The organism is Desulfoscipio sp. XC116 (assembly GCF_039851975.1).
GTDB lineage: Bacteria > Bacillota > Desulfotomaculia > Desulfotomaculales > Desulfallaceae > Sporotomaculum.
Genome location: NZ_CP156660.1, coordinates 3,625,507 through 3,646,536 on the forward strand (window position 1 = coordinate 3,625,507; position 21,030 = coordinate 3,646,536).

The 21,030-nt window shown below is 49.3% G+C and carries 20 protein-coding genes; all 20 read right to left on the minus strand.

Annotated features, from left to right (window positions below):
- Window positions 1-29 precede the first annotated feature (29 nt).
- On the minus strand, window positions 30-629 hold the full coding sequence (locus tag ABDB91_RS17140; protein WP_347488885.1) for a flavin reductase family protein: 600 nt from the start codon (window positions 627-629) through the stop codon (window positions 30-32).
- Between the two features lie 156 nt (window positions 630-785).
- Entirely contained in the window at window positions 786-1,805 is a 1,020-nt protein-coding gene (locus tag ABDB91_RS17145; RefSeq protein WP_347488886.1) for an FmdE family protein, read from the minus strand.
- Window positions 1,806-1,955: 150 nt separating this feature from the next.
- Window positions 1,956-2,078 (minus strand): hypothetical protein, encoded by a 123-nt coding sequence (locus tag ABDB91_RS17150; RefSeq protein ID WP_347488887.1) that lies wholly within the window; start codon window positions 2,076-2,078, stop codon window positions 1,956-1,958.
- A gap of 73 nt (window positions 2,079-2,151) precedes the next feature.
- A complete protein-coding gene (locus ABDB91_RS17155) occupies window positions 2,152-3,267 on the minus strand; it encodes an iron ABC transporter substrate-binding protein (RefSeq protein WP_347488888.1) in 1,116 nt (371 codons plus the stop codon).
- A 160-nt stretch (window positions 3,268-3,427) separates the two neighbouring features.
- Window positions 3,428-4,180 (minus strand): ABC transporter ATP-binding protein, encoded by a 753-nt coding sequence (locus ABDB91_RS17160; RefSeq protein ID WP_347488889.1) that lies wholly within the window; start codon window positions 4,178-4,180, stop codon window positions 3,428-3,430.
- Entirely contained in the window at window positions 4,177-5,292 is a 1,116-nt protein-coding gene (locus tag ABDB91_RS17165) for an iron ABC transporter permease (protein ID WP_347488890.1), read from the minus strand. The genes ABDB91_RS17160 and ABDB91_RS17165 overlap by 4 nt, the downstream gene beginning before the upstream one ends.
- A complete protein-coding gene (locus tag ABDB91_RS17170; protein WP_347488891.1) occupies window positions 5,285-6,172 on the minus strand; it encodes a class I SAM-dependent methyltransferase in 888 nt (295 codons plus the stop codon). The genes ABDB91_RS17165 and ABDB91_RS17170 overlap by 8 nt, the downstream gene beginning before the upstream one ends.
- Before the next feature lie 48 nt (window positions 6,173-6,220).
- Window positions 6,221-7,096, minus strand: a complete 876-nt coding sequence (locus ABDB91_RS17175) for an ABC transporter permease (RefSeq protein WP_347488892.1) — start codon at window positions 7,094-7,096, stop codon at window positions 6,221-6,223.
- A 2-nt stretch (window positions 7,097-7,098) separates the two neighbouring features.
- Window positions 7,099-8,085: an ABC transporter permease gene (locus ABDB91_RS17180; protein ID WP_347491645.1), complete on the minus strand. Its 987-nt coding sequence runs from the start codon at window positions 8,083-8,085 to the stop codon at window positions 7,099-7,101.
- A gap of 39 nt (window positions 8,086-8,124) precedes the next feature.
- A complete protein-coding gene (locus ABDB91_RS17185; RefSeq protein ID WP_347488893.1) occupies window positions 8,125-9,732 on the minus strand; it encodes an ABC transporter substrate-binding protein in 1,608 nt (535 codons plus the stop codon).
- 226 nt (window positions 9,733-9,958) lie between these two features.
- Window positions 9,959-11,677 carry an ABC transporter ATP-binding protein gene (locus ABDB91_RS17190; protein WP_347488894.1) on the minus strand — a complete coding sequence of 573 codons (1,719 nt, stop codon included), beginning with the start codon at window positions 11,675-11,677 and terminating at the stop codon, window positions 9,959-9,961.
- Window positions 11,678-11,967: 290 nt separating this feature from the next.
- Complete coding sequence (locus ABDB91_RS17195; RefSeq protein ID WP_347488895.1) at window positions 11,968-13,497, minus strand: ABC transporter substrate-binding protein; 1,530 nt, start codon at window positions 13,495-13,497, stop codon at window positions 11,968-11,970.
- Window positions 13,498-13,533: 36 nt separating this feature from the next.
- A complete protein-coding gene (locus ABDB91_RS17200; RefSeq protein ID WP_347488896.1) occupies window positions 13,534-14,499 on the minus strand; it encodes an oligopeptide/dipeptide ABC transporter ATP-binding protein in 966 nt (321 codons plus the stop codon).
- Window positions 14,486-15,493 carry an ABC transporter ATP-binding protein gene (locus ABDB91_RS17205; RefSeq protein ID WP_347488897.1) on the minus strand — a complete coding sequence of 336 codons (1,008 nt, stop codon included), beginning with the start codon at window positions 15,491-15,493 and terminating at the stop codon, window positions 14,486-14,488. Before ABDB91_RS17205 ends, ABDB91_RS17200 begins: the two co-directional genes overlap by 14 nt.
- Window positions 15,494-15,560: 67 nt before the next feature.
- Window positions 15,561-16,472 carry a nickel ABC transporter permease subunit NikC gene (gene nikC, locus ABDB91_RS17210; RefSeq protein WP_347491646.1) on the minus strand — a complete coding sequence of 304 codons (912 nt, stop codon included), beginning with the start codon at window positions 16,470-16,472 and terminating at the stop codon, window positions 15,561-15,563.
- Window positions 16,473-16,559: 87 nt separating this feature from the next.
- Window positions 16,560-17,513 (minus strand): nickel ABC transporter permease, encoded by a 954-nt coding sequence (gene nikB, locus ABDB91_RS17215; protein ID WP_347488898.1) that lies wholly within the window; start codon window positions 17,511-17,513, stop codon window positions 16,560-16,562.
- Window positions 17,514-17,937: 424 nt separating this feature from the next.
- Window positions 17,938-18,804: a 4Fe-4S binding protein gene (locus tag ABDB91_RS17220; protein WP_347491647.1), complete on the minus strand. Its 867-nt coding sequence runs from the start codon at window positions 18,802-18,804 to the stop codon at window positions 17,938-17,940.
- A 10-nt stretch (window positions 18,805-18,814) separates the two neighbouring features.
- A complete protein-coding gene (locus ABDB91_RS17225) occupies window positions 18,815-18,961 on the minus strand; it encodes a CD1871A family CXXC motif-containing protein (RefSeq protein ID WP_347488900.1) in 147 nt (48 codons plus the stop codon).
- Complete coding sequence (locus ABDB91_RS17230; RefSeq protein ID WP_347488901.1) at window positions 18,958-19,998, minus strand: TlpA disulfide reductase family protein; 1,041 nt, start codon at window positions 19,996-19,998, stop codon at window positions 18,958-18,960. The genes ABDB91_RS17225 and ABDB91_RS17230 overlap by 4 nt, the downstream gene beginning before the upstream one ends.
- Before the next feature lie 457 nt (window positions 19,999-20,455).
- A complete protein-coding gene (locus tag ABDB91_RS17235) occupies window positions 20,456-20,992 on the minus strand; it encodes an Rpn family recombination-promoting nuclease/putative transposase (RefSeq protein ID WP_347491649.1) in 537 nt (178 codons plus the stop codon).
- Between the last annotated feature and the right edge of the window lie 38 nt (window positions 20,993-21,030).

Consider the following 21,030-nt stretch of genomic DNA (forward strand, 5'->3'; position numbering starts at 1 on the left):
ATTAATGCACTTATTATTCATGAATCTCCTTATTCCTTGTCCGTACTGTTTTCCTGGCTAAGAAACATCTCCGCGTACTCGGCGTACCGGCCGGCGAATACCGGCCTGGTAAAATACATGCCCTTGTCGCCCAGCATGACGGAAAGCGGCCTGGCCCGCTCGTAATCCATTTCTCCGGCTTCATTAAAGAAATCATCATCCACCTCCAGGTGGACCACCGTGCCGACAACCAGCGAGTAGTTCTTTCTGCTGATTTCCTCCACCAGGGTGCACTCCGCCCAGGCCAGACAACCTTCGATACCCGGCGGTTTGACATTCCGGGAGGGGCGGGCCCGCAGCCCGGCCCGTTCAAATTCATCCACCTCGGGAGGATAATTTCTGGAGCAAACCATTACCGCCTCTACCATGTCCGCAGTGGGCACGTTAATGACAAATTCTTTGGTCGCGCGAATGATGTTCAAGGTGTCGCGCTTAACCCACGAACCAAGCACGATATCGCTAAAGGGCCTCAGTATGGGAGTAATGTTCGACCAGGGCGCCGCATTTTTTACCCCGTCCCCGCTCAACGTCGATATCAGCACCACCGGCAAAGGCATAATGTGCTCTCTTTTACGCGGTGTCAGAATCATTTAATCCACTCCTTTTTTTTAGATATTAAAAAACATAAAAATTTCGGTTTCATTGAATGATGTTATTGAATGATATTATTGGGTCGGGCGGATACGTCCATATCCTCACACCTCCAACCGTTTATTTTTATCGTCAAGGAAAAAACGCAGCCGGATTCAAATGACCTTGGTCGCGCATACCTGACACAAGAATCCATTGATCACCGGAACGGCTTTTCTTTTCGCCACCATTTCGCCGCAGCCGGAGCATCTGACATAATCACACCCGTCAACTGCCCGGGGAGAGCGCAGGAACACCTTTGACTTGGTAAATAAACTCCCCTCGGGAGCGTTCAGCAGCCCCGACACGGCTTGATTAATCGCGCGGCGGTATTCTTCCACCTCGGCTGCGCCGGCCTGGCCGGCAATAATTTTCTCCTCAATATCGTTGACCGGCGTTTCCCCGGCGTGGTTTAAACCAACCAGGGGATTGACCAGGGCTATGCGCAGGGTCTCCCGGGGCTCTTCGGAGCACTTGTTAAACCGGCCCAAATAATAGACGTGCTTGCCCAAATCATAGGCGTAAAAACACTGGTTGCCCACGGTGCAGCCTGTCATATACTGCAGGGCGTCTATGGCGGAGGACATGTTTTCAGCCAGGATAAAGAACTCTCGGGCCTTATCCCTAGTCAATCCCAGCTCTCTTTGGGCTATCAATCCCACCCGGTAACCCACCACCAACTCGGGGCAAAGGTGGCCATGATATTGCACTATTTTGGTCAGCGCCAAAGGAGCAAATAAACTGCGAGCGTTATTCTTCAACTTGTCACTATTCTTCAACCGCTTTACAGCGCCGCCGGAACCACCGGCAGGCTGACAGCCGGCATCGTTCCCGGAAGGAACCGCCTCGTTGACCCGGTACCTTAATACCCACTTGCTCCGGCAAAAAACGGCGCCCTCCTGTTCACGCACCATCGTCAGGTTAAAAACCCCTCCATCGGTCGTTAAAACCAGATAGTTGGGATGTCCCCGGAGATTATTACCGACCAGGATCGGTTTCAGCACTTCATAGTGCCTGTTGCGCCACTTGAACCCCAAAGGAGTTTGCTGACGATTGTCGAATTGGACCGCTACTTCTTCCTGGATAATGGTAATGTGCTCGTTTTGGATTTGAGACATGATATTCCTGATATCCAAGGTCATTCCTCCCCGATTTGGATTAACCTATCTTAAACCATGGCGCGGTGTAACTAACTAAGAAAACGAAAGAAACCCTCATTCCCCGTTACAGGGGAATGAGGGCCTCCGTGGCCTTGTTAATGACATTGTTTTTCCTTTTTGCTCTTATCATCCAGCCAGTTTATCAATTACCCTGCCCACACCTTCGCACAACACATTGATATCCGCCGTATTCCCTGCAAGGCTGGCCTGATTGACGTCTGCGACTTCGTTATTGAACCCATGAGACAAGCACATTCCTCCATACTGTGTTCTATTTCACCGATGCGCAAAACACCCACCGGACCATGCCGGCTAAGACACTTTATTCCATGGTAATCTTGCCGAATTCGCCAAACTGGTCAGCAAGAACCGGATAAACATTTTTTCCCACAAACCGGTTGATAATCTCTCCTGATTTTTCTACGATGTCAATATCCTTAAACTGCTCCGGGTACAGCACCTCGCCAATATAATAAGCATCGCAAATTGATACCTCTATATTGGTATGATACCAATTGTAGGGTAACTGCGCATAAATTTCTCCGTTTTTAAACGCGCTCAAGGCCTGATAAATTTGAGGGTTTGTCGAGTAATCATCCCGCACCATAGTCAGTCCACTGTAATCTATGAATATACGATCAGGATTCCATTCCAACAGTTTTTCCTTGTCAATCATAACTGATCCGGTCTGTCCTGTTTCATCAATTACATTAACGGCATTAACCGCTTTAAACAACGCATAGTCTCCCCTGGTGCTTTCAATGCCGTGCACGCCCGCGGCTCCCAAGCCGCCGACATATGCGGTCGGTCTGTCACTGTCTGCAATGTCCTTTGTGCGATCATTCAAGTCATTTTTACACTGAGCAATATAATCCACAATTTCCCGGGACTTCTCTTCCTGCCCCATAACCTGTCCTATCAACAACAGCGAAGCATCAACATCGGGATCAAAGGTTGATTCCAGCCCATAGTTTAACACAACTACAGGAATCTGCGTCTTTTGCTGCAATTCGTCCGCCGTAGCAATATCGCCGGCGTAAGAAGTGGTGGTAAAAATCACATCCGGCGCTACCGCCACAATTTTCTCGGAATCGGGTGCATTGCGCGGACCGCCTGCTCCGATTACCGGCAAAGAAGTTAACTGTTTATTGGCCAAGATATAGGGGCGTCCGGTAACATCATCCACTTCCATCTGTTCAATACCCACAACCTTACTGACATCCCCGGCATAACAATAAAGCCGTAATGCACCGGGACCGATAGCTACTACCTTCTCAACCGCTCCCTTCAATTCAATCTTCCTGCCCAAGAGATCCGTTACTACCCGGTTTTCCGGTTCTGAAAGAGAATTTGATTTTTCATTGGTTTGAGTGCAGCCGGCACATACTGCCGCAATCAAGATAATACATGCCATTGCCAGTATAGTCAACTTTTTCACTTTATTCCCTCCTCGTTTTACTTTTATAAAAAACTGCCATCAAAGCATTCAAAGAATAATTGTTAGAAGAGGATTGCCGGTGGCTCCGGGCAGTATAATATATCTCCCGGCAGAGGTTAGGCAACTGCATGATCAATCAGCTGCCATCCTTGGCATGGATTTACAACGGTATAATCATGGGTTTGTCCTGGAACTGCCGCACGACAACGGGAACCGAATAAACACTCTCAATGTTGTCAGCGGTCATAGTTTCTCTTCCCCCCGCCGCAAAAATCCGGCAATCTTTCATCATTATAAATTTATCCGCCAAACGGGCGGCCAGGTTCAAATCGTGCATGGTGACCACCGCGGAAATTTGCTTTTCCTTTACCACCGACTTGATCATTCCGATTACTTCCAACTGGTTTTTCAGATCCAGATTGCTGGTGGGTTCATCCAACAAAAGGACATCCGGTTCCTGGGCCAGCGCCCGGGCAATGGCAACCTTTTGCAGTTCGCCTCCACTCAACTCATTCACATAACGCAAGGCAAATTCATGCAGATCCAGCATATCCATAACTTTATCTACAATCTCCAAATCCCTGCTTGTGATATCCCATTTAACATAAGGCTTCCTCCCCAACAGCACGGTATCAATAACCGTACTCCTACCGGCTTGGCTTTTTTGAGATACATATCCTATTTTTTTAGCCAATTCCGCCCGATTCAGTAAATTTACATTCAGTTTATCAACGAAAACAACACCGGCCTGCGGTTTTAGTATTCTGTTCAGACACTTGAGCAATGTCGATTTTCCCGCTCCGTTAACCCCCAATATAGCCATGCAGTTGCCTTTTTCCAACGTGAAGTTGATATTACTCAATACCTTATGGCTGAGATATTTAAAACTGAGGTCCTGTACGGACAGCATCATTTCTTTTCATACCCCCTCATCAGCAGATACAGAAACAAGGGCGCTCCCAGGAACGAAGTGATAGCGCCGACAGGGAGGATTACGGGGGATATAATGGTTCTGGCCAAAGTATCCGCTATCAACAGCAATACCGAACCTGCCAATGCCGAGATGGGAATTAGAAACCGGTGATCTTCGCCGATTATTCGTCTCATCATATGGGGTCCCAGCAAACCGATAAAACCGATTATTCCCAAAAAGGAGACCGTAACGGCAGTAATAGCCGAAGCAAGCAATGTACCAAAGAAACGGGTATATTCAACATTAACACCCAGGCCTTTGGCCGATTCCTCCCCCACAGCCAAGGCATTATAATCCCATCTCTTTATAATAAAGTAAATAAGAGACAGAAAAACCGCCGTAACCATTATAGCCACCTCCGGCCAGGAGGAGCGCCCCAGATCACCGAATGTCCAGAAAATAGAGGCGGCAATTTGCACATCATCGGCAAAATATTGAATAATTGTCGTTCCCGCCATAAAAAGGAAATTCAACGCCACCCCCGCCAAAACTATAGTCTCCGGCGCAAAACCCCTGAATCTTGCCAGGGCCAGAATCACCATGGTGGCCACCATAGCCCAGAAAAAAGCCGACACGGTAACCATGTACGGATTGCTGATAATAACCGCATCGCCGCTGGTGCTTTGAATGCTGCCGGCGCCCCATAAAATAATAGCTATGTTGGCTCCAAAAGCCGCGGCGTGGGATATCCCAAGTGTGGTGGGCTCCGCCAGCGGGTTGCGCAAATTATTCTGCATTACACAACCCGCAACCGATAATCCCGCTCCGGCAACAACGGCGGATACAACCCTGGGAAGGCGGATATTCCAAATCACTACAGACGAGTTGCCTTCTCCATGACCAAAAATTGTCAACAGTACCTGGAAGGGATCGATTTTTGATGAGCCGGCATTAATTGCGACTAAAGAAAGCAAAAAAACTGCCGCCAGCATCATTAACCCAATTAATTTTTTCTTTCTTGCAAGTTTATGATAGTTTGCAATACTCTGTTTTTTTTGTGGTATTTTCAGTTTATTTTCCAGGTCATACTTTTCAAAAACAGTTTTATGCATTTATCCGATCATCCACCCGCCACAGCATCATGCCGTGGCATATTTTTTGTTCTTGCCTGAAAATACCGTTTTCCGCCCGCTCCTTTACGTAGTCCTCAATTATCTGTTTTATCTCCGCCGTGATATCCAGATAACTCCAAAAAAATTGACCCAGGTTTTCCACCGCTTCTTCCACCGTAAACTCTTCCACCCGCCTGATCATCACAAAGCTTGTTTTAGGCCGGTAACCGGAAGCGTACAACAACCCGAACGGGTAAAGAATATCTCCCGCGGCAGGGCCGATATCTTCGTTAAACAACCGCCGCCAGAGATCCCGGTGGGCCTGCTCCCAGCGCGGGCCGGAATGCCCGCTGTAATAGCAATATTTTCGGGATACGTCCAGCATTTTTTGCAGTGTTTCCGGATCGTTCACTCCGGGGGTCATGGAAGCAAACACCAGGTCGAACCCACCCCGCAGCCATTCTTCATCCAGCGCCACCTCCTGCCAAGGACGATTGATCACCCCGACATTGCTTAATTTTTCCTCCGCAAGCCTTTTCTCCATCACCCGCACCATTTCCACGGCGGGCTCCAATGCAATTACCTCCGCGCCCGCGCGCGCCATGGGCACGGTAAAGTTGCCCGGCCCGGCGCCTATATCCAGCACCTTCACCCCGGGACCCAGCACATTCTCTTGACGCAACAGTTCGTGAACAGCTTTATGCCGTTGTTCACCCTTCGGACCCTGGGTGCGCCGGGCATACTTGACGGCCCGCCGATTCCAGCCTTCCAATTGTTCCCGTTCACTCCTGCAGCGGCGCTTGGCCGTGGGTGAATTCTCCTTGGCGTTCCGCCATTGACGCACCCAAAATTCACGATCACCGGCGGCATTGAACTGCATTCTATTTCCTCCTTTGATTTTGATTAAATTCATGCAAACGATAACTGTTCAAGAAAATCGTCTCCCGCCCAGCCGCGGGTCGGCTATTCTTTCCAGCTCGCGGCTGACAAAAGCCAGCGCCGTTACCATCAGCGTCAGAGCCAGCCACGGATACAGCAGCCACCATTTCCAGAAATCCGTAAAATAGATCCCTTTGAAACTGGTGGCGTGGTGAATAATCAAGCCCCAGCTTTTGGAAGTGGGATCCCCCAACCCCAAAAAGGAAAGCCCGGCTTCGGATACAATGGCCCGGCCCGTAAGCCTGATCATATTCACCGCCACCAACGGAAAAACTTCGGGCAGAAAATGCTTCCACATTAGGTACCAGGCGCCGGCCCCATATGTTTCCGCCGATTTGATATAGCTTTGTTCCTTTAGCGCCAGCACCTGGGAACGGGTGATTCTAGCCGGGAAAACCCAGGAAAACAAGGCCAGCACCACTATGATATGCAGCAAACTGGGTCCCCAAAAGGCAGCCAGCACAATTAACAGCGGAAAATCAGGCAAAACAATCATAATATCAATTAAGCGCATTAAAATCTTGTCGGGCCACTCGCCCCAATACCCCGCGACAATACCGACAAGCCCCCCGCCCAGGGCCGCCAAAAAGGCGGTACCCAAACCCACCAGCAGACTGACCCTGGCCCCGTAGCATATTTGGGCCCAAAGATCAACGCCCAACTCGTCGGTGCCCAGGAGATGCTCCCCCCCAGGCGGCAAAAGAGGAGCCCCCGTTGAAGTGTTGTGGGAATAAGCTGAAAGGTAAGGGGCAAATACAGCCAAAAACAAAATGGCCAAAATCACAGCGGTACTTAGTTTGCCGGGCCAGGAAAAATCCTTTAGCCATTTAGTCATTTTAACAAACCATGCAGGTATCTTCTTCAATGTTACCCTCCACGTGTTCCGCCGTAGTCGCTAATTCGCGGGTCGAGCATCCGGTAAACCAAATCGGAAAAAAAGTTAGCCAGCAAAACAAATATGCTTACCACCAGGAAAATTCCTTGCACTACCGGGTAATCGTGAATCCGGACCGCTTCTCTCATCAAATAACCCAACCCGGGATAAGCAAAAACGTTTTCCACCAATATAGCGCCGCCCACAAGAGAGCCAAGACTTAAAAATACTCGGGTGGCTATGGGAAGCAGAGAGTTGCGCAGCGCATGACGAAAGATAACGCGCCTCCGGGTCAATCCCTTGGCCCAGGCGGTACGCAGGTAATCTTTTTCCAGTACGGTGGTCATGCTGTTTCTGGCAAGCAAATACATACCGCCCAGCCGGGCGACGGTCAAGGCTATAACAGGCAGACAGGCATGGTGCAGAATATCCAGCAGCTTTTCCCACCGGTTATCGTACTCGGCAAAGTGCGTTAAAGCTCCCGACAAGGGAAACAGCCCCAACCCCGCGGCAAATACAAACAGCAGCACCAACCCCAGGAGAAAAGCCGGGATCTCCGATAACAGGATCAAACTGAAAAACAATACTTTATCCGGCCACCTCTCCCGGTACCAGGCGGACAGACTGCCCAGAACCACGCCAATGCAGGTGCTGAGCGCCAGCGCCGCCATGACCATAAGCAGAGTCCAGGGCAGCCGGCGCAGGATAATCACGCTTACCGGTTCCTTGTAATAAACGCTGTAGCCCAGATCACCCCCCCACAGTTCGCCTAAATAAATAAAGTATTGCTCACCGACAGGTTTGTCCAGCCCGTAATAGTGAAAATAGAACTCCCTTTGCTCTTCATTGAGGACGATTTCCTCCTGTTCCGGACTGTCCGAAGAAAGCACCAGAAAAGGGTCGCCGGGCATTATCCGGGGCAGGAAAAAATTCAGAGTAATTACAATCAAAATGGTAAACCCGTATTCCGCCAGCCTCATGCCGATTCTTTTCAGCCACCCCCGCCCCCTTCCAAGCATCTAATCTTCCACAAAATTTATGCGTTGGTCGTGGTGATAAGTTTGCTCGCTCCAGCCGTCATAAACGGCCGGCCGGTGCACCGCCAGCGTGTTTCTGTAATACAAGGTAATCTTAGGCACTTCTTCGGCCACCATCCGCTGCAGTTCAGCCATCAGTTCCAGGCGCTTGGCGGAGTCGGTTTCCTTCTCCTGGAGACTGTATAGCCTATCAAGCTCCGGGTTCTTGTAACCCATTGTCTCCCCGGTGCTGGAAGTCGCTCTGGCTTTGGCCAGGTTAGTCAATTCCTCAAGGCTTTCCCCACCGCCGCTGCCGTTGATGCAAAGCTCATAATCCCCGTTTTTAAAACGGTCGTCACGGGTCTTTTGATCCACAACCTGCACATTAACCTCCACACCCGCCAGGGCAAGCTGCTGTTTGATCAGCTCCGCCAGGCGGCTGCTTCCCTCGTCGGCCAGCAGGTCAAAGCTCAATTTCTCCCCGGCACTGTTTTCCCGCACCCCGCCGTCTGTTTTTGCTTGATAACCCAGTCCGTCCAAAAGTTCCACGGCCTTTTGACGGTCATAGGGATACTGGGGAACATCGGGGTTGTACAATTCATTGCCGGGATGCAGCACGCCGGGGTTTCCCGGCACCGCGGCGCCGCGCTCCACCTTATCCGCCAGATCCTGACGGTCAATAGCATATACCATGGCCTGACGCAAATCCTTCGCTAACAGCTCCGGGCGGTTTTGCATATTAAAATAAAGCCGGTAGGCCCAGGTAGTCTCATACTGCATAATCCGGTACTCCGGGTTGTTTTCAAACCGGGACAAAATGTCCGGGGTAATATTGATCCGGTCGATTTCCCCCTGTTCAAAGGCCAGAATATCCTCGCTGGCCGGAATAAACGCCAGTACTTTAACCCGCGGCTGTTTGCCCCAAAAATCATCGTTGACCTCAAAACGGTAAGTGCCGTGCTCCTTGCTGTAATCAACCAGCTTGTAGGGGCCCGTCCCCACGGCGGCTTCGGGAGCAACAAAATTAAGCGGGTCGGCGACATGCTCCCAAATATGTTTGGGGATGATTTTTAAACCGGTCAGACCCGTCAAAAAATTGGGATCCGCCTGAACCAGCTCTACCAGAATAGTCTGCTTATCCACGGCCGACATGTTTTTAACGCCGGAAAAATCCACAGCCGACACCGGGGGATAGCTCTTTGCATAGGCATAGCTGAAAAGCACATCAGCCGCGGTAAACGGTTTGCCGTCATGCCACTTGGCTCCGGTCCGAAGCTTTAATGTGTAATTCAGCTTGTCCTTGCTCTCCTGGCACTCGGCAGCCAGCGCGGGTTGAATATTCCCGCCGGTGTCACTGGTCATCAGGCTGTCAAAGACCAGGCTCATTTTTCTGGAGCCCGGGCCCCTGGGATAATAAGTATACGGATTGGGATATCCCCAATCTCCTCCCGCCAGATTGATTTGATCGGCTTGCTGCCGGCTGGTTTGCTTCGAAGCGGGTTTTTGGGTGTTATTGTCTTGATTCCCGCCACAGCCCGATAACAACAGGCCCAAAGAACAAATTAACAGTATAATCGTTACCGCCGCCAATTGCTTCTTTTTCTTTGACATGTCCATTCCCTCCCGTTAAAAAAAATCCGGTCATTGCGAGCATTCATAAAGGCGCTTATAGGGCTCGCTTTGCCCGTATACCTGTTCGTGTCTCCCCGAGGCGGCCACAACACCTCCCTTCAGGATCACAATCACAGTTTATACAGCAACTTTAAAAGTCTCCGATATTATCATGCCGGCCTCCTGTAAAAACACATCCGCATAAGCTGGTAAACCGGCGCACTGCTTAGACCAAATCCAGCAAAGCTTCGTTCATCAGTTGTTTTGTATAGGCATGCTTGGGGTTTTCAAAAACCTCGAAAGACAGGCCGTTTTCCACTATTTCGCCGTTATACATCACATAGACCTTATCGGCGACTTTCCTGGCCAGGTGCAAATCATGGGTGATATACAGCATGGCAAAGCCCCGCCGGTTCTGCAGACCTTTGAGTTCCCTGAGCAAGTTGGCCTGGGTGGAAGGATCCAGCATTGAAGTAACCTCGTCGGCAATCAATAATTTCGGTTTGGTGACCAGAGCCCGGGCGACGGCCAGCCGCTGCCGCTGCCCGCCGCTTAAACCGTGGCAATACCGGTTTAAAAAACCGGGGCCCGCAGGCAGCCGGACCAATTGCAAGGCATTGACGGCCTCTGCTTCCCGTTCTTTATTCCCACCCCACTTAATGATATCCAGGGGTTCTTTAACCACCTCCAGCACAGTCATCCGGTGACTGGTGGCGGCAAAGGGATCCTGAAAGATAATCTGCATTCCGCCGATCATTCTGGTGACCTGCCGGCCGCGGACCAGGTCATTCCGGTAAAACACCCGGCCCCCGTCGGAGGGCATTACCCCGGCCAGAATATGCGCCAGGGTTGATTTGCCGGAACCCGACTCTCCCACCAAAGCGATCACTTCACCGCTTCTGATTTCCAGGTTCACGTTTTGCACCGCTTTAATTTCCATGTCTTTCAGGCGATAGGTTTTACGGATACCCTCCGCCCTGAGAAAGGTTTCAATACCACCCTTATGGCAAGCCACCATGCGCTCGATGGCCACGTATTTCAGGATGGGCTTGGCCCGGTTGCAGCTTTCTTCCCCCTGGCAACAGCGGGGGTAAAAAACACAGCCCGCGGCGGAGACGCCCGACGAAAGTTCTCCTTCCAGGCCCCACAGGTCTTTATATTTGAAAAGGTTGGGTGATGAGTTCAGCAGTCCCCGGGTGTAGCAGTGCAACGGGTTTTTCAGCACTTCCGAAGTTATGCCTGCTTCCACCACCCGGCCGCAGTACATGGTCATAACCCTGGCGGTAAGTTTTTTAATCACGCCCAGGTCGTGGGATATCACCACCATGGTGTAGCCAAGGGTTTTTTGCAGCTTCTGCAATAATTGCAGAAGTTCATTTTTACTTAACGGATCCAGGGCTGTGGTGGGCTCGTCGATCAGCAGCACTTTGGGGTCGCAGGATAAAGCCATGGCCAATAATACCCGCTGCCGCATCCCCCCGGACAGCTGGTGCGGGTAACTGTGCCGCCGGCGCGGGTCCAGGCCCACCATTTTCAGGAGCTTGACCACCCGTTGATCAATTTCCGGCGAGGCAAGTTGGGTATGGGTTTTGATGGGCTCACCGATTTGCTCTTTGATGCTGAGCACCGGGTTAAGCACTTCCAGGGAATTCTGAAAAACGATAGCTATTTCTTTCCACCGGTATTTTTTCAGTTCTTTTTCCGGCAGGCCGTTTAACTTCCGTCCCTGATAAAGGATATCCCCCTCCACATCGCCCTGTTTAATCAGGCCCATGATCCCCAGGACCAGAGAGCTCTTTCCGCACCCGGACTCGCCGATAATACCCAGGCTCTCCCCTTTTTTCAGCTGCAGGGAAACGCCGTCCACGGCTTCTACCGGCGGCACGCCGTGGTACCGAACGGTTAAATTATTGATTTCCAAAAGATAATTACTCTCGGCAGCCAAAGCAATACCCCCTTTAAAAACATTTTGCACACAAAAAAGCCACGAAAACCCGTCCCGCTTTATTAAGCCGGGAAAAGCCTTCGTGGCACTATCGTTTATCCGTATCTAAACGGGCTGAATTTAATTTGCAATTTATTATACCACGGATATGGACATACTTCAACAATTTACTATTTTATATCAATGCTATCGGAAACGTTAATTTATGGATATCCAGGCCCTGCTTTTACAGCGCATCTAAATAATGATTAGAGCCCGGAAGCATTATTTATACTATAATTCTAATTTCTTTAATCAAGCCAGGCTTTATCCAGACTCGGCTTAAAAAACAAATCCAGCTTTAAATCATGGACATTTTTTGTGGTCGCGTACAGGCACACATCATGATAAACCGGGCACAGCGGCATATCACGGGCAACCAACCGCTGCAGATCGCTGTAGTATTGCTGCCTTTTAGCCGATTCCCGCTCAACGGCGGCAGCCTCCACCAAGGTGTCCGCATCCAAACTGCTGTAGCCAATACCCCGCTGCATGTTCATCTGCCCTTTAGAGTGAACCCAACCGTTAAAGAAGAAATCAGGATCACCGGTCATCAATGTATACGGCGTTAAGGTGAGATCATATTCTCCTTTTTCTACCACCTCTTTCCAGGCACCCGTTTCCAACATCTTAAGCTTTACCTCAAAGCCGAGGGCTCTAAGATCGGATTGCAATATTTCCGCAATCGGCTTATATGGCCAGCGATTGGCCAGAGCTGAATTAACCACAAAAACTACTTGACGCTGCGAATTCAGACCAACCTGCGCAGCCAGTTCCCGGGCCTTGTTCTTGTCCGTTATCCATAGATTACCGACCACCCACGTTTTGGCCTGGGAAGTAAAGATAGTATCCGCAGGTTCACCATAACCGTTAAGCACTTCCTTGACCAGCTGCCCGCGATCCAGCGACAGGCTTACCGCTTGGCGCAGACGCTCATCATTAAAGGGCGGCTTTTGATTGTTAAAAAGCAGATAGTGAGTTGTCGTTACCGGACACGAAAACAAATTTAGTTTGCCGTCCCCCTCAATTACCGGGACATGCTCCGGCAGTATGCCGCCCACATCCACCACGGCCTGTATTTCACCTGCCTGCAGTGCGGCCAGGCGGGTAGACGGATCGGGAATAATTTTAAAGGTTACTTTATCCAGCTTGGGTTTGCCCCCCCAGTATTCATCGTTGCGCGTCACTACCAGAGCTTCACCGTTTTTATATTCGGCAAATTTGAACGGCCCCGTACCATAGGGAAAGGTTATTTTGCCATTATCATCAAAGCTTTGCGGGCTGAAAATCGGGCAGCCATGGTAGGCTGCTTTAGCCGGAAAGGCCGGTTCAGGCTTGTTAAAAGTGCATTTTATTTCTCGCTCGCCCACAGGCTCCACTTTTTCCAGATTGGTAAAGGTTCCGTATTCATCAAGTTCAACATGTTCTTTTAATCGTTCTATACTTTTTACCACCGCGTCAGCATCAAGCGGTGTACCATCGTGAAACTTGACACCCTGGCGCAGGTAAACCGTCCATACCGATGCCGTTGCATCGGGAACCAGCCTTTCGGCCAGCTGCGGCATGGGTTCCAAATTCTCGTCAAGATAAGTAAGGCTTTCCCAAACGCAAGTGCTGCCGTGAACAAAACTACTGCTCTCAGCACCATTATAAAAATCCCGACCGATACCGATCACCAGTTCACGCCCGTCTGTTTGTCCTTGATCACCGTTGCCACAACCGCCTAGTAAGCCGGTTAAAACAAGCAATAATATTAAACAAATTATTTTTTTACAACCCAAATTGATCCCCCCTTTAAAAATAATCTAAAACCAACGCTATACCCCTGCCCAATGACAGGCTACCTGGTGCTCCGCGCTGATGGGTTCCAGCAGCGGCTCCAACACCCGGCATTTTTCCCGCGCCTTGGGACAGCGGGGATGAAAGCGACAACCTGCCGGCGGACTCGCCGGATCCGGGGGCTCACCTTCCACCAGCAACTCCTTGCCATCCCTTAAGCGCGGGTGGTATACCGGTACCGCCGCCAGCAACGCCCGGGTATAGGGATGCCTGGCTTTTGCGACTAGATCACCGCCGGGCAGCACCTCCACGATCTTCCCCAGGTACATTATCGCCACCCGGTCACTGATGCAGCTGACTATTGTCAGATCATGGGAAATAAATAAATAGGCAAGGCCCAACTGTTTTTTTAATTGCAGCAATAAATTTAAAATTTGGGCCCGGACAGATACATCCAGACTCGAAACAGGTTCATCACAAACCACAAGATCGGGCTGCAAGGCCAGTGCCCTGGCAATACCGATACGCTGGCGCTGGCCGCCGCTGAACTCATGGGGATAACGCGCGGCATGTTCGGGGTTTAAGCCAACGGTTTGCAGCAGTTCCAACACCTTTTCCTTTTGCTCCCGCCGCATTCCCACCCGGTAATTCACCAGAGGCTCACCAATAATAGCGCCAACAGTCATGCGCGGGTTAAGAGAAGCATGGGTATCTTGAAAAATCATCTGCATCCGGCGCCTTATGTCATGCATTTTTTTCCCCAGACCGGTAATATCTCTTCCATTAAATATAATCCTGCCGTCGTCCGGGTCTTCCAGTCTTAATATCAGCCGGGCCAAAGTGCTTTTGCCACACCCACTCTCACCAACCAGGCCAAGGGTTTCCCCCTTTTCAACGGTTAAGAAAATGCCGTCCACCGCGTGGATTTTTTCACTGCGGGCTGAAAAAACCCCACCACTTACCCGGTGATACTTTATCAAGCCCTGTATATTAAGCAAGCTCACGCAATTTCACCTCTCCGGGCCGGCCCTCCGCTGCCCGGCTACAGGCCACCGCATGGCCCGGCTCAACTTCCTGCAGCAAAGGAACGCCCTCCCGACAGCACCGGGATTTTTGTTCGCAGCGGGGCAGAAAAGCGCACCAATCGGGCATATTAACAAGACTTGGCGGCTGCCCCTGCACAGCTGTCAAGTCTTCACCCCTCACCCCCGGACGGGGAACTGATTTAAGCAAAGCCTTTGTGTAAGGATGCAGGGGATTGTCAAATACATCATAAACATTCCCATACTCGACTATAGATCCGGCATACATCACCGCCACCTCGTCGGCCATTTCAGCCACCACGCCCAGGTCGTGGGTAATCAGTAAAACACCGGCCCGGCAATCTTTGATCAACTCGCGCATTTCATAGAGTATTTGCGCCTGGACGGTAACATCCAAAGCGGTGGTGGGCTCATCTGCAACCAGTAGTCCGGGGCACATGGCCAGAGCCATGGCAATCATCACCCGCTGCCGCTGACCACCGCTTAACTGAAACGGGTAGCGCTTCATTATTTTTTCGGGCTGCGGTAATCCGACTTTTTTTAACATTTCTCTCACTTGCCTTTTAACCTCCGTGCCGGTTATGTTCTCGTGACAAGTCAAGCTTTCTGTAAACTGGGTCCCAATAGTTAGAACCGGGTTCAACGAAGTCATGGGATCCTGGAAAACCATAGTCATTTTTCTGCCGCGTATCCGGCGCAGTTCGGTTTGGGAGAGGTTCAGCAAATTGCACCCGTCCAGACAAATATTCCCGCGGACAATTTTGCCGGGCGGGTCAATTAAACCGAAAATTGACAGCGCGGTTACAGTCTTACCCGAACCGCTCTCGCCAACGATCGCCAAAGTCCGACCCGTTTTTAGATTAAAACTGATACCGTTTACAGCCTTAAGCACTCCCTGCCGGGTATAAAAGTAGGTATGTAAATTACTTACGCTCAACACAGAACGACAAGACATTCCTTCACCACCCGCCTATTGATGTTGCTTGCACCCCCGGCAACATACTTGCCGCAAATATAGTTGGTTACCCGCAATTATCCCCTCTGGGGTCAAAGGCGTCGCGCAATCCGTCACCGAGCAAGTTAAAAGCCAGTACCAGCAGCATGATTGCCAGCCCTGGAAAAAGCATCAAATGTGGGGCCACCTGCATATAAGGCCTGCCGTCATTGAGCATGGCCCCCCATTCCGGAATAGGCGGCTGCGCTCCCAAACCCAGAAAGGAAAGACCGGAAATAGTCAGAATCAGCTTGCCCATATCCAGTGTAGCCAGCACAATGACCGGTGATAGTACGTTAGGCAGTACATGCCGACAAATAATTTGCCTATGGGTGGCGCCACAGGCTCTGGCGGCGGAAATAAATTCCTTTTCTTTTACTGAAAGTACCATGCTACGGATAATTCTGGCATAATCCACCCACCAGACAGCACTTAGAGCAATCATTACGTTAATCAGCCCCGGGCCCAGCATACCGGCTATCACCAGGGCCAGTACCAGTCCGGGAAAAGCCAGCAGTATGTCTATGAAGCGCATAACCATATTGTCCAGTTTTCCTCCAACATAGCCTGAAACGGTACCCACGGGCACACTGATAAAAATAATAACCGTTAAAATAAGCACAGCGGTAGAAAGGGAAACCCGCGTGCCGTAAATCAGCCGGGAGAAGATACAGCGTCCCAAATGGTCCGTGCCCAGTGGGTACTCCGCACAAGGCCTGATTAACTTCTGCCCCAGATCCACTTGCACCGGGTCGTGAGGCGCCAGAAAAGGAGCAAACAACCCCAGAGCAACAACAGCTACGATTACTCCCAACCCCACAAGCGCCAATTTATCCCGAATCAACCGGCTCATGACCGCGGATAGAATTCCTTCCCGCTTATCTCCGGCCAGCGTTTTCGGCACATTCCTTTTTATCCCCTCAGCCCCCGTCCGCACCAGGTACCAATTCCCCCCAACACATTAGCAGCCAAAGTTTCATTATATAATCGTGCAAAACTACCATATGAAAACATTAACGGCTCCATATCATGACCGAAATATATTATTGCCCCTGCCCGGGCGAATGCGCGGATCAAGGTAAAAATAGGATATATCAACCAGCAAGTTGATAAATACAAACACAACAGCCATAGTCAGCGCGTAGCCCTGAATTACCGGGTAATCCCGGTTAAAAATAGCATCCACCAATAATCTGCCCACCCCCGGCCAAGCAAACACGGTTTCTACGATCACCGCCCCGCCCAGAAGGTGTCCAAGCCCCATACCCAGAGCGGTCACCACCGGCAAAAGAGCGTTTTTAAAAGCATGCCGACCAATGATTAGTTTTTCTTTCACCCCCCTGGCCCTGGCCACTTTTATATAATCCTGTCCCAGAACCTCCAGCATGCTGGCCCGCAGCAGCCGGGCATACACAGCCGCCATGCCAAATCCCAGGGTTACCGCCGGCAGCACCAGATGCTTCACTCCCCCGCGGCCCATCACGGGGAAAACACCCAGCCTCACGGAGAAATAATAAATCAACAACAACCCAAGCCAGAAACCGGGCACGGATGCACCAAACAGCGCCCAGATCCGGCTGATATGATCCACAAAGGCATGGCGGTGCAACGCTGCCAGAATACCCGAGGGCAGAGCCACCAGCAGCATAAATAGTACCGCCGCCAAGCTCAGCTCCAAAGTAGCCGGAAAACGGCAGAAGATTTCCTCAGCCACCGGTCTGCCGGTACGATAGGACTCCCCCAGGTCCAAGTGCAGCACGTCATTTAGCCAATGAAGATAGCGGATATAAACCGGATCATTCAAACCCAGTTCCTCCCGCATTGCCTCCACAGCTTCCCTGGTTACCTCCGTTCCCCCGGACTGCATAATTATCTCGGCGGGATCACCGGGCACCAAGCTAACCAGCCCAAAAGTGATAATTGATACACCCAGCATAACGGGCACGAGATAAAGCAAGCGTTTTAAAAGATAACGTCTCATATTTTATGAATTCAGCTCTTCCCCGGTACGAAGTGATATATATTCAGCCCGCCGCTTTTTTGAGCACTTGGGACATTTCCCGCTCCCTGGAATGCTTTCTTTGCCTAAGCACACTTTCCACAGTCCAAGATCAGAATTAAAAGCCATGAAAGTACACGCCCGTTTCGACGGGCTTGAATACCTTCATGGCTTCATGGTTTTAAAAAACATATTTTAACTTAACTAACTATAGTAAACCTCCTCCGAGACGAGCCTGTGAGTTTGCAGAGGCGGATTTCTATAAATTTAGTATTCCAGATATGGAATATACACAATAGGCAGGCCTTTCCCAACAACCTAATGAATGGTTCTAGCCACCATTGCAATACTCATTCTACATCTTATTAGCAAATACCTGCCGCATTTTAATATCTTTATGAAGATTCTACCTCGTTTCAGCCTCGAATGGTTTAAGATAAAATCCCGAAGTAATTGCACCTTGTTTACATACGCTTTCACATTCGCCGCAGCGAATACACTCGGGCGAATTGATGTTTTTTGTAATCTCTACGTTCATCTTGCACTTTTCCTCGCAGATCTTACAGCCGCTGCACTTTGATCTGTCAACATTCATTTGATAAAAGCTAAGTCCATTGAACAATGAATAAACAGCACCCAGCGGGCAGATGTATTTGCAAAAAGGACGGTAAGTAAATACGGACGCCAGGATAATGAAAATAAGTATTCCCATCTTCCAGTTAAACAGAAAGCCCAGCATGTTGCGCAAGCTTTCGTTTCTTAATACAAGGGGAATACCGCCCTCCAGAGTTCCCACAGGGCAAATCCATTGGCAAAAGTAGGGTGGAGCAATTCCAAACCGATTTGTTAATAGCATCGGCAAAGCAATTACCGCAACGATTAATATTATATACTTTAGCCAACGCAGCGGAAAATCAACCTTTTGGGGGACTTTTAGTTTTGGCGTTCTGATTTTATACAGCAAATCTTGAATAAATCCGAAAGGGCACAAAAATCCACAGGTCAAGCGCCCGAATACAACACCGAAGAATATAAGCATTCCAACGACGTAGAAGGAAAAATTATGCTTATTGCCACCCAGCACGGCCTGTAATGAGCCTATCGGGCAAGAGCCCAGTGCGCCGGGACAAGAGTAGCAGTTCAGTCCCGGTACACACATGAGCTTACTGTTGCCTTTCCAAATCTGCCCTGTGAAAAAACCCTGGATATTAGCATTGGTAACAACAGAGGCCATTGCCTGAATAAAGGGGCGGCTTTTAAGTAAACTTACCATATTCACATTTTCACCCCAATCCGATACATTCCAGGCATATGTTGATTGCTTTTTTTATTACGACCAGATGTTCATCCAGCAACACGCCCAGAGCAATAAAGAAAGCGGAAAGGGCTAACAATCCATATTTGCAATAGGGCGCCGCATGCTTTTTCATTCACTGCTCACCACCATATTCAGGCGTTCTTCAATCATTTGCAAATACGCTTTAGCAACGTTTTCCTTCCTGCCGGGAACGCCAATCTGCGGCTCGCCAACCATATTTCCGTCACGGTCGACAAAAATAGTGGTCGGATATCCGGTTAATTTTTCAAGCAGAGATTTCTGTAATTTTTCATCGGGGACCAGTACCTTAAATGTACACTTCAGTTCTTTTATAATCCGGTTCGCAAGCTCCGGCTCTTCATTTGCATCAGCACAAATAGTGATCATATTTGCATTATCGGGCAGCATACCATAAAGCTGCTGTAATTCAGGCATTTCTTCTACACAAGGCCCACACCATGTTGCCCAAACGTTCACCATAGTAAGGTCGTATTTGCTTAGGTCTTCCTGCGTAAAAGTATTTCCGTCAAACGTTTTTGCGTCGAAGTCGTTCATGTTTTTTACTTCGGCCGAGAATAGACAAATGTAATTTTTAAGCGCCTCCCGTTCGGAAAGAACCTTGTCTATGTTAGCTTTATCCGCGTCCAACAGCGTAAGGGCGGAGTAGTCCTCATTATATGCGAAATAATAGGTGTCATCTCCGGCAGCAGCAATAGTGTCTATGTTCGAGAAATTGCTTTTTATACGCTGTAATTCCAGCTCGGCGTTTTCATCATTAGAACGAATCCTCGAAACAGCAAAACACTGAAATATGTTTTTACCCAGCGCTTCCGCTTCCTCCTGATTTGCTCCTTTTTTTATTATCTCCTGTGCTTTTTCAGTTAGATAAAGCAAATTAGCGGTATATTCGGAACCGATGACCTGCAAATTGCCACTGTAACTTAATTCATGCATAACTTGTGGCAATTGCAGGCCGAATCCCCCAGCATTTAGTATTATGCCTTTTTCGTAATCGAAGGCCTCTTTATTAATTGTCAACATGCCTGAGTCAGCGTATTTCGCATTGATAAAAACGCCATTACCTTGACCTTCATTTTTAGCACATCCGACAAACAGACTAAGTATTAATGAGATGGCAATAAACAGCACGACGGTTCTTCTTTTTGTTAGATAATTCATGTTGTACACTCCTTTATTTTAAGACTCACCCGGCTTTGCCCCCCACACCCGCCGTGTAATCAACCTGCCTCAAACCATTCCCGCCAAGTAGTTTGCGGCGACATTCCAGAGCTTTATATACTACGACTAATCAAGCCGGCTCTCCCAATCCAACAAACATTTAAGCCCCCACCCCAAACATCCGGTGAAGGCTTTTTGCTTATACGAGGCAAAGATTTGTTAATCATGCTTGCTGTCCGCAAAGCCACAAAGCCAGGCATGGTAAATGCACTTTCTAATGCCTCTCGCATATTTGATAAGCTATCAGCGCCGGAATCGGGCAGATCCGCAATAGGACAATCATGATAAAGGAGCGTCGGAATTGCCCGCCGCCGCCCCTGGCGCTGCCGATAGCATCCTTCACGTCCGCAACAACATTTTCCCTCCGCTAATTCAATAACTTTTTTATCTCTTCCTCTGTCAGTCCTGTAGCTTTTATAATCTTATCTATTTTCAATCCCAAATCAAGCAAATTTCTCGCCACTTCCAGTTTCCCTTTCTCCATGCCCTTCTCTATGCCTTTCTCCATGCCCTTCTCCATGCCTTTCTCTATGCCCTTCTCTATGCCTTCTTTGATTAGTTTCTCAGCTATGGTCATAATCAGTTCACTCCTCTCAAAGGAAATTTCCTTTACTATTTCATATACTGTCTTGAGCTCCAAATCCTTCCTGGCATTCATAATGTATCTAATGAAGGTCTCAAAGTACTCGATACCCTTTTCTTGTTTTTCCAGCTGATCCAGGGCTATAATGGTTTCTCTCAAGGTCTTGAAAAATTCTTCTTCGTCTTTTTCAAATATGTCTCTTAATATCTTCAGAAATATTCTCAGCTTTACGCCGCCTTTTATTGCCTCGTCGCTATATCCGGAGATGTTGTATAATATGTATTCATATTCCGGTATGTATTTTATAATTGCTTGCGGCAGCTTTTGGTAGTCTTCTACTGCATTTTTTTGATTATAGC

Excerpts from the sequence above, each read along its gene's own strand:
- ABDB91_RS17140 (WP_347488885.1), bottom strand. The coding sequence starts at position 629 with ATGATTCTGACACCGCGTAAAAGAGAGCACATTATGCCTTTGCCGGTG.
- ABDB91_RS17160 (WP_347488889.1), bottom strand. The coding sequence starts at position 4,180 with ATGATGCTGTCCGTACAGGACCTCAGTTTTAAATATCTCAGCCATAAG.
- ABDB91_RS17165 (WP_347488890.1), bottom strand. The coding sequence starts at position 5,292 with ATGCATAAAACTGTTTTTGAAAAGTATGACCTGGAAAATAAACTGAAA.
- ABDB91_RS17170 (WP_347488891.1), bottom strand. The coding sequence starts at position 6,172 with ATGCAGTTCAATGCCGCCGGTGATCGTGAATTTTGGGTGCGTCAATGG.
- ABDB91_RS17180 (WP_347491645.1), bottom strand. The coding sequence starts at position 8,085 with ATGAGGCTGGCGGAATACGGGTTTACCATTTTGATTGTAATTACTCTG.
- ABDB91_RS17185 (WP_347488893.1), bottom strand. The coding sequence starts at position 9,732 with ATGTCAAAGAAAAAGAAGCAATTGGCGGCGGTAACGATTATACTGTTA.
- ABDB91_RS17205 (WP_347488897.1), bottom strand. The coding sequence starts at position 15,493 with ATGTCTTGTCGTTCTGTGTTGAGCGTAAGTAATTTACATACCTACTTT.
- nikB (WP_347488898.1), bottom strand. The coding sequence starts at position 17,513 with ATGAGACGTTATCTTTTAAAACGCTTGCTTTATCTCGTGCCCGTTATG.
- ABDB91_RS17220 (WP_347491647.1), bottom strand. The coding sequence starts at position 18,804 with ATGGTAAGTTTACTTAAAAGCCGCCCCTTTATTCAGGCAATGGCCTCT.
- ABDB91_RS17225 (WP_347488900.1), bottom strand. The coding sequence starts at position 18,961 with ATGAAAAAGCATGCGGCGCCCTATTGCAAATATGGATTGTTAGCCCTT.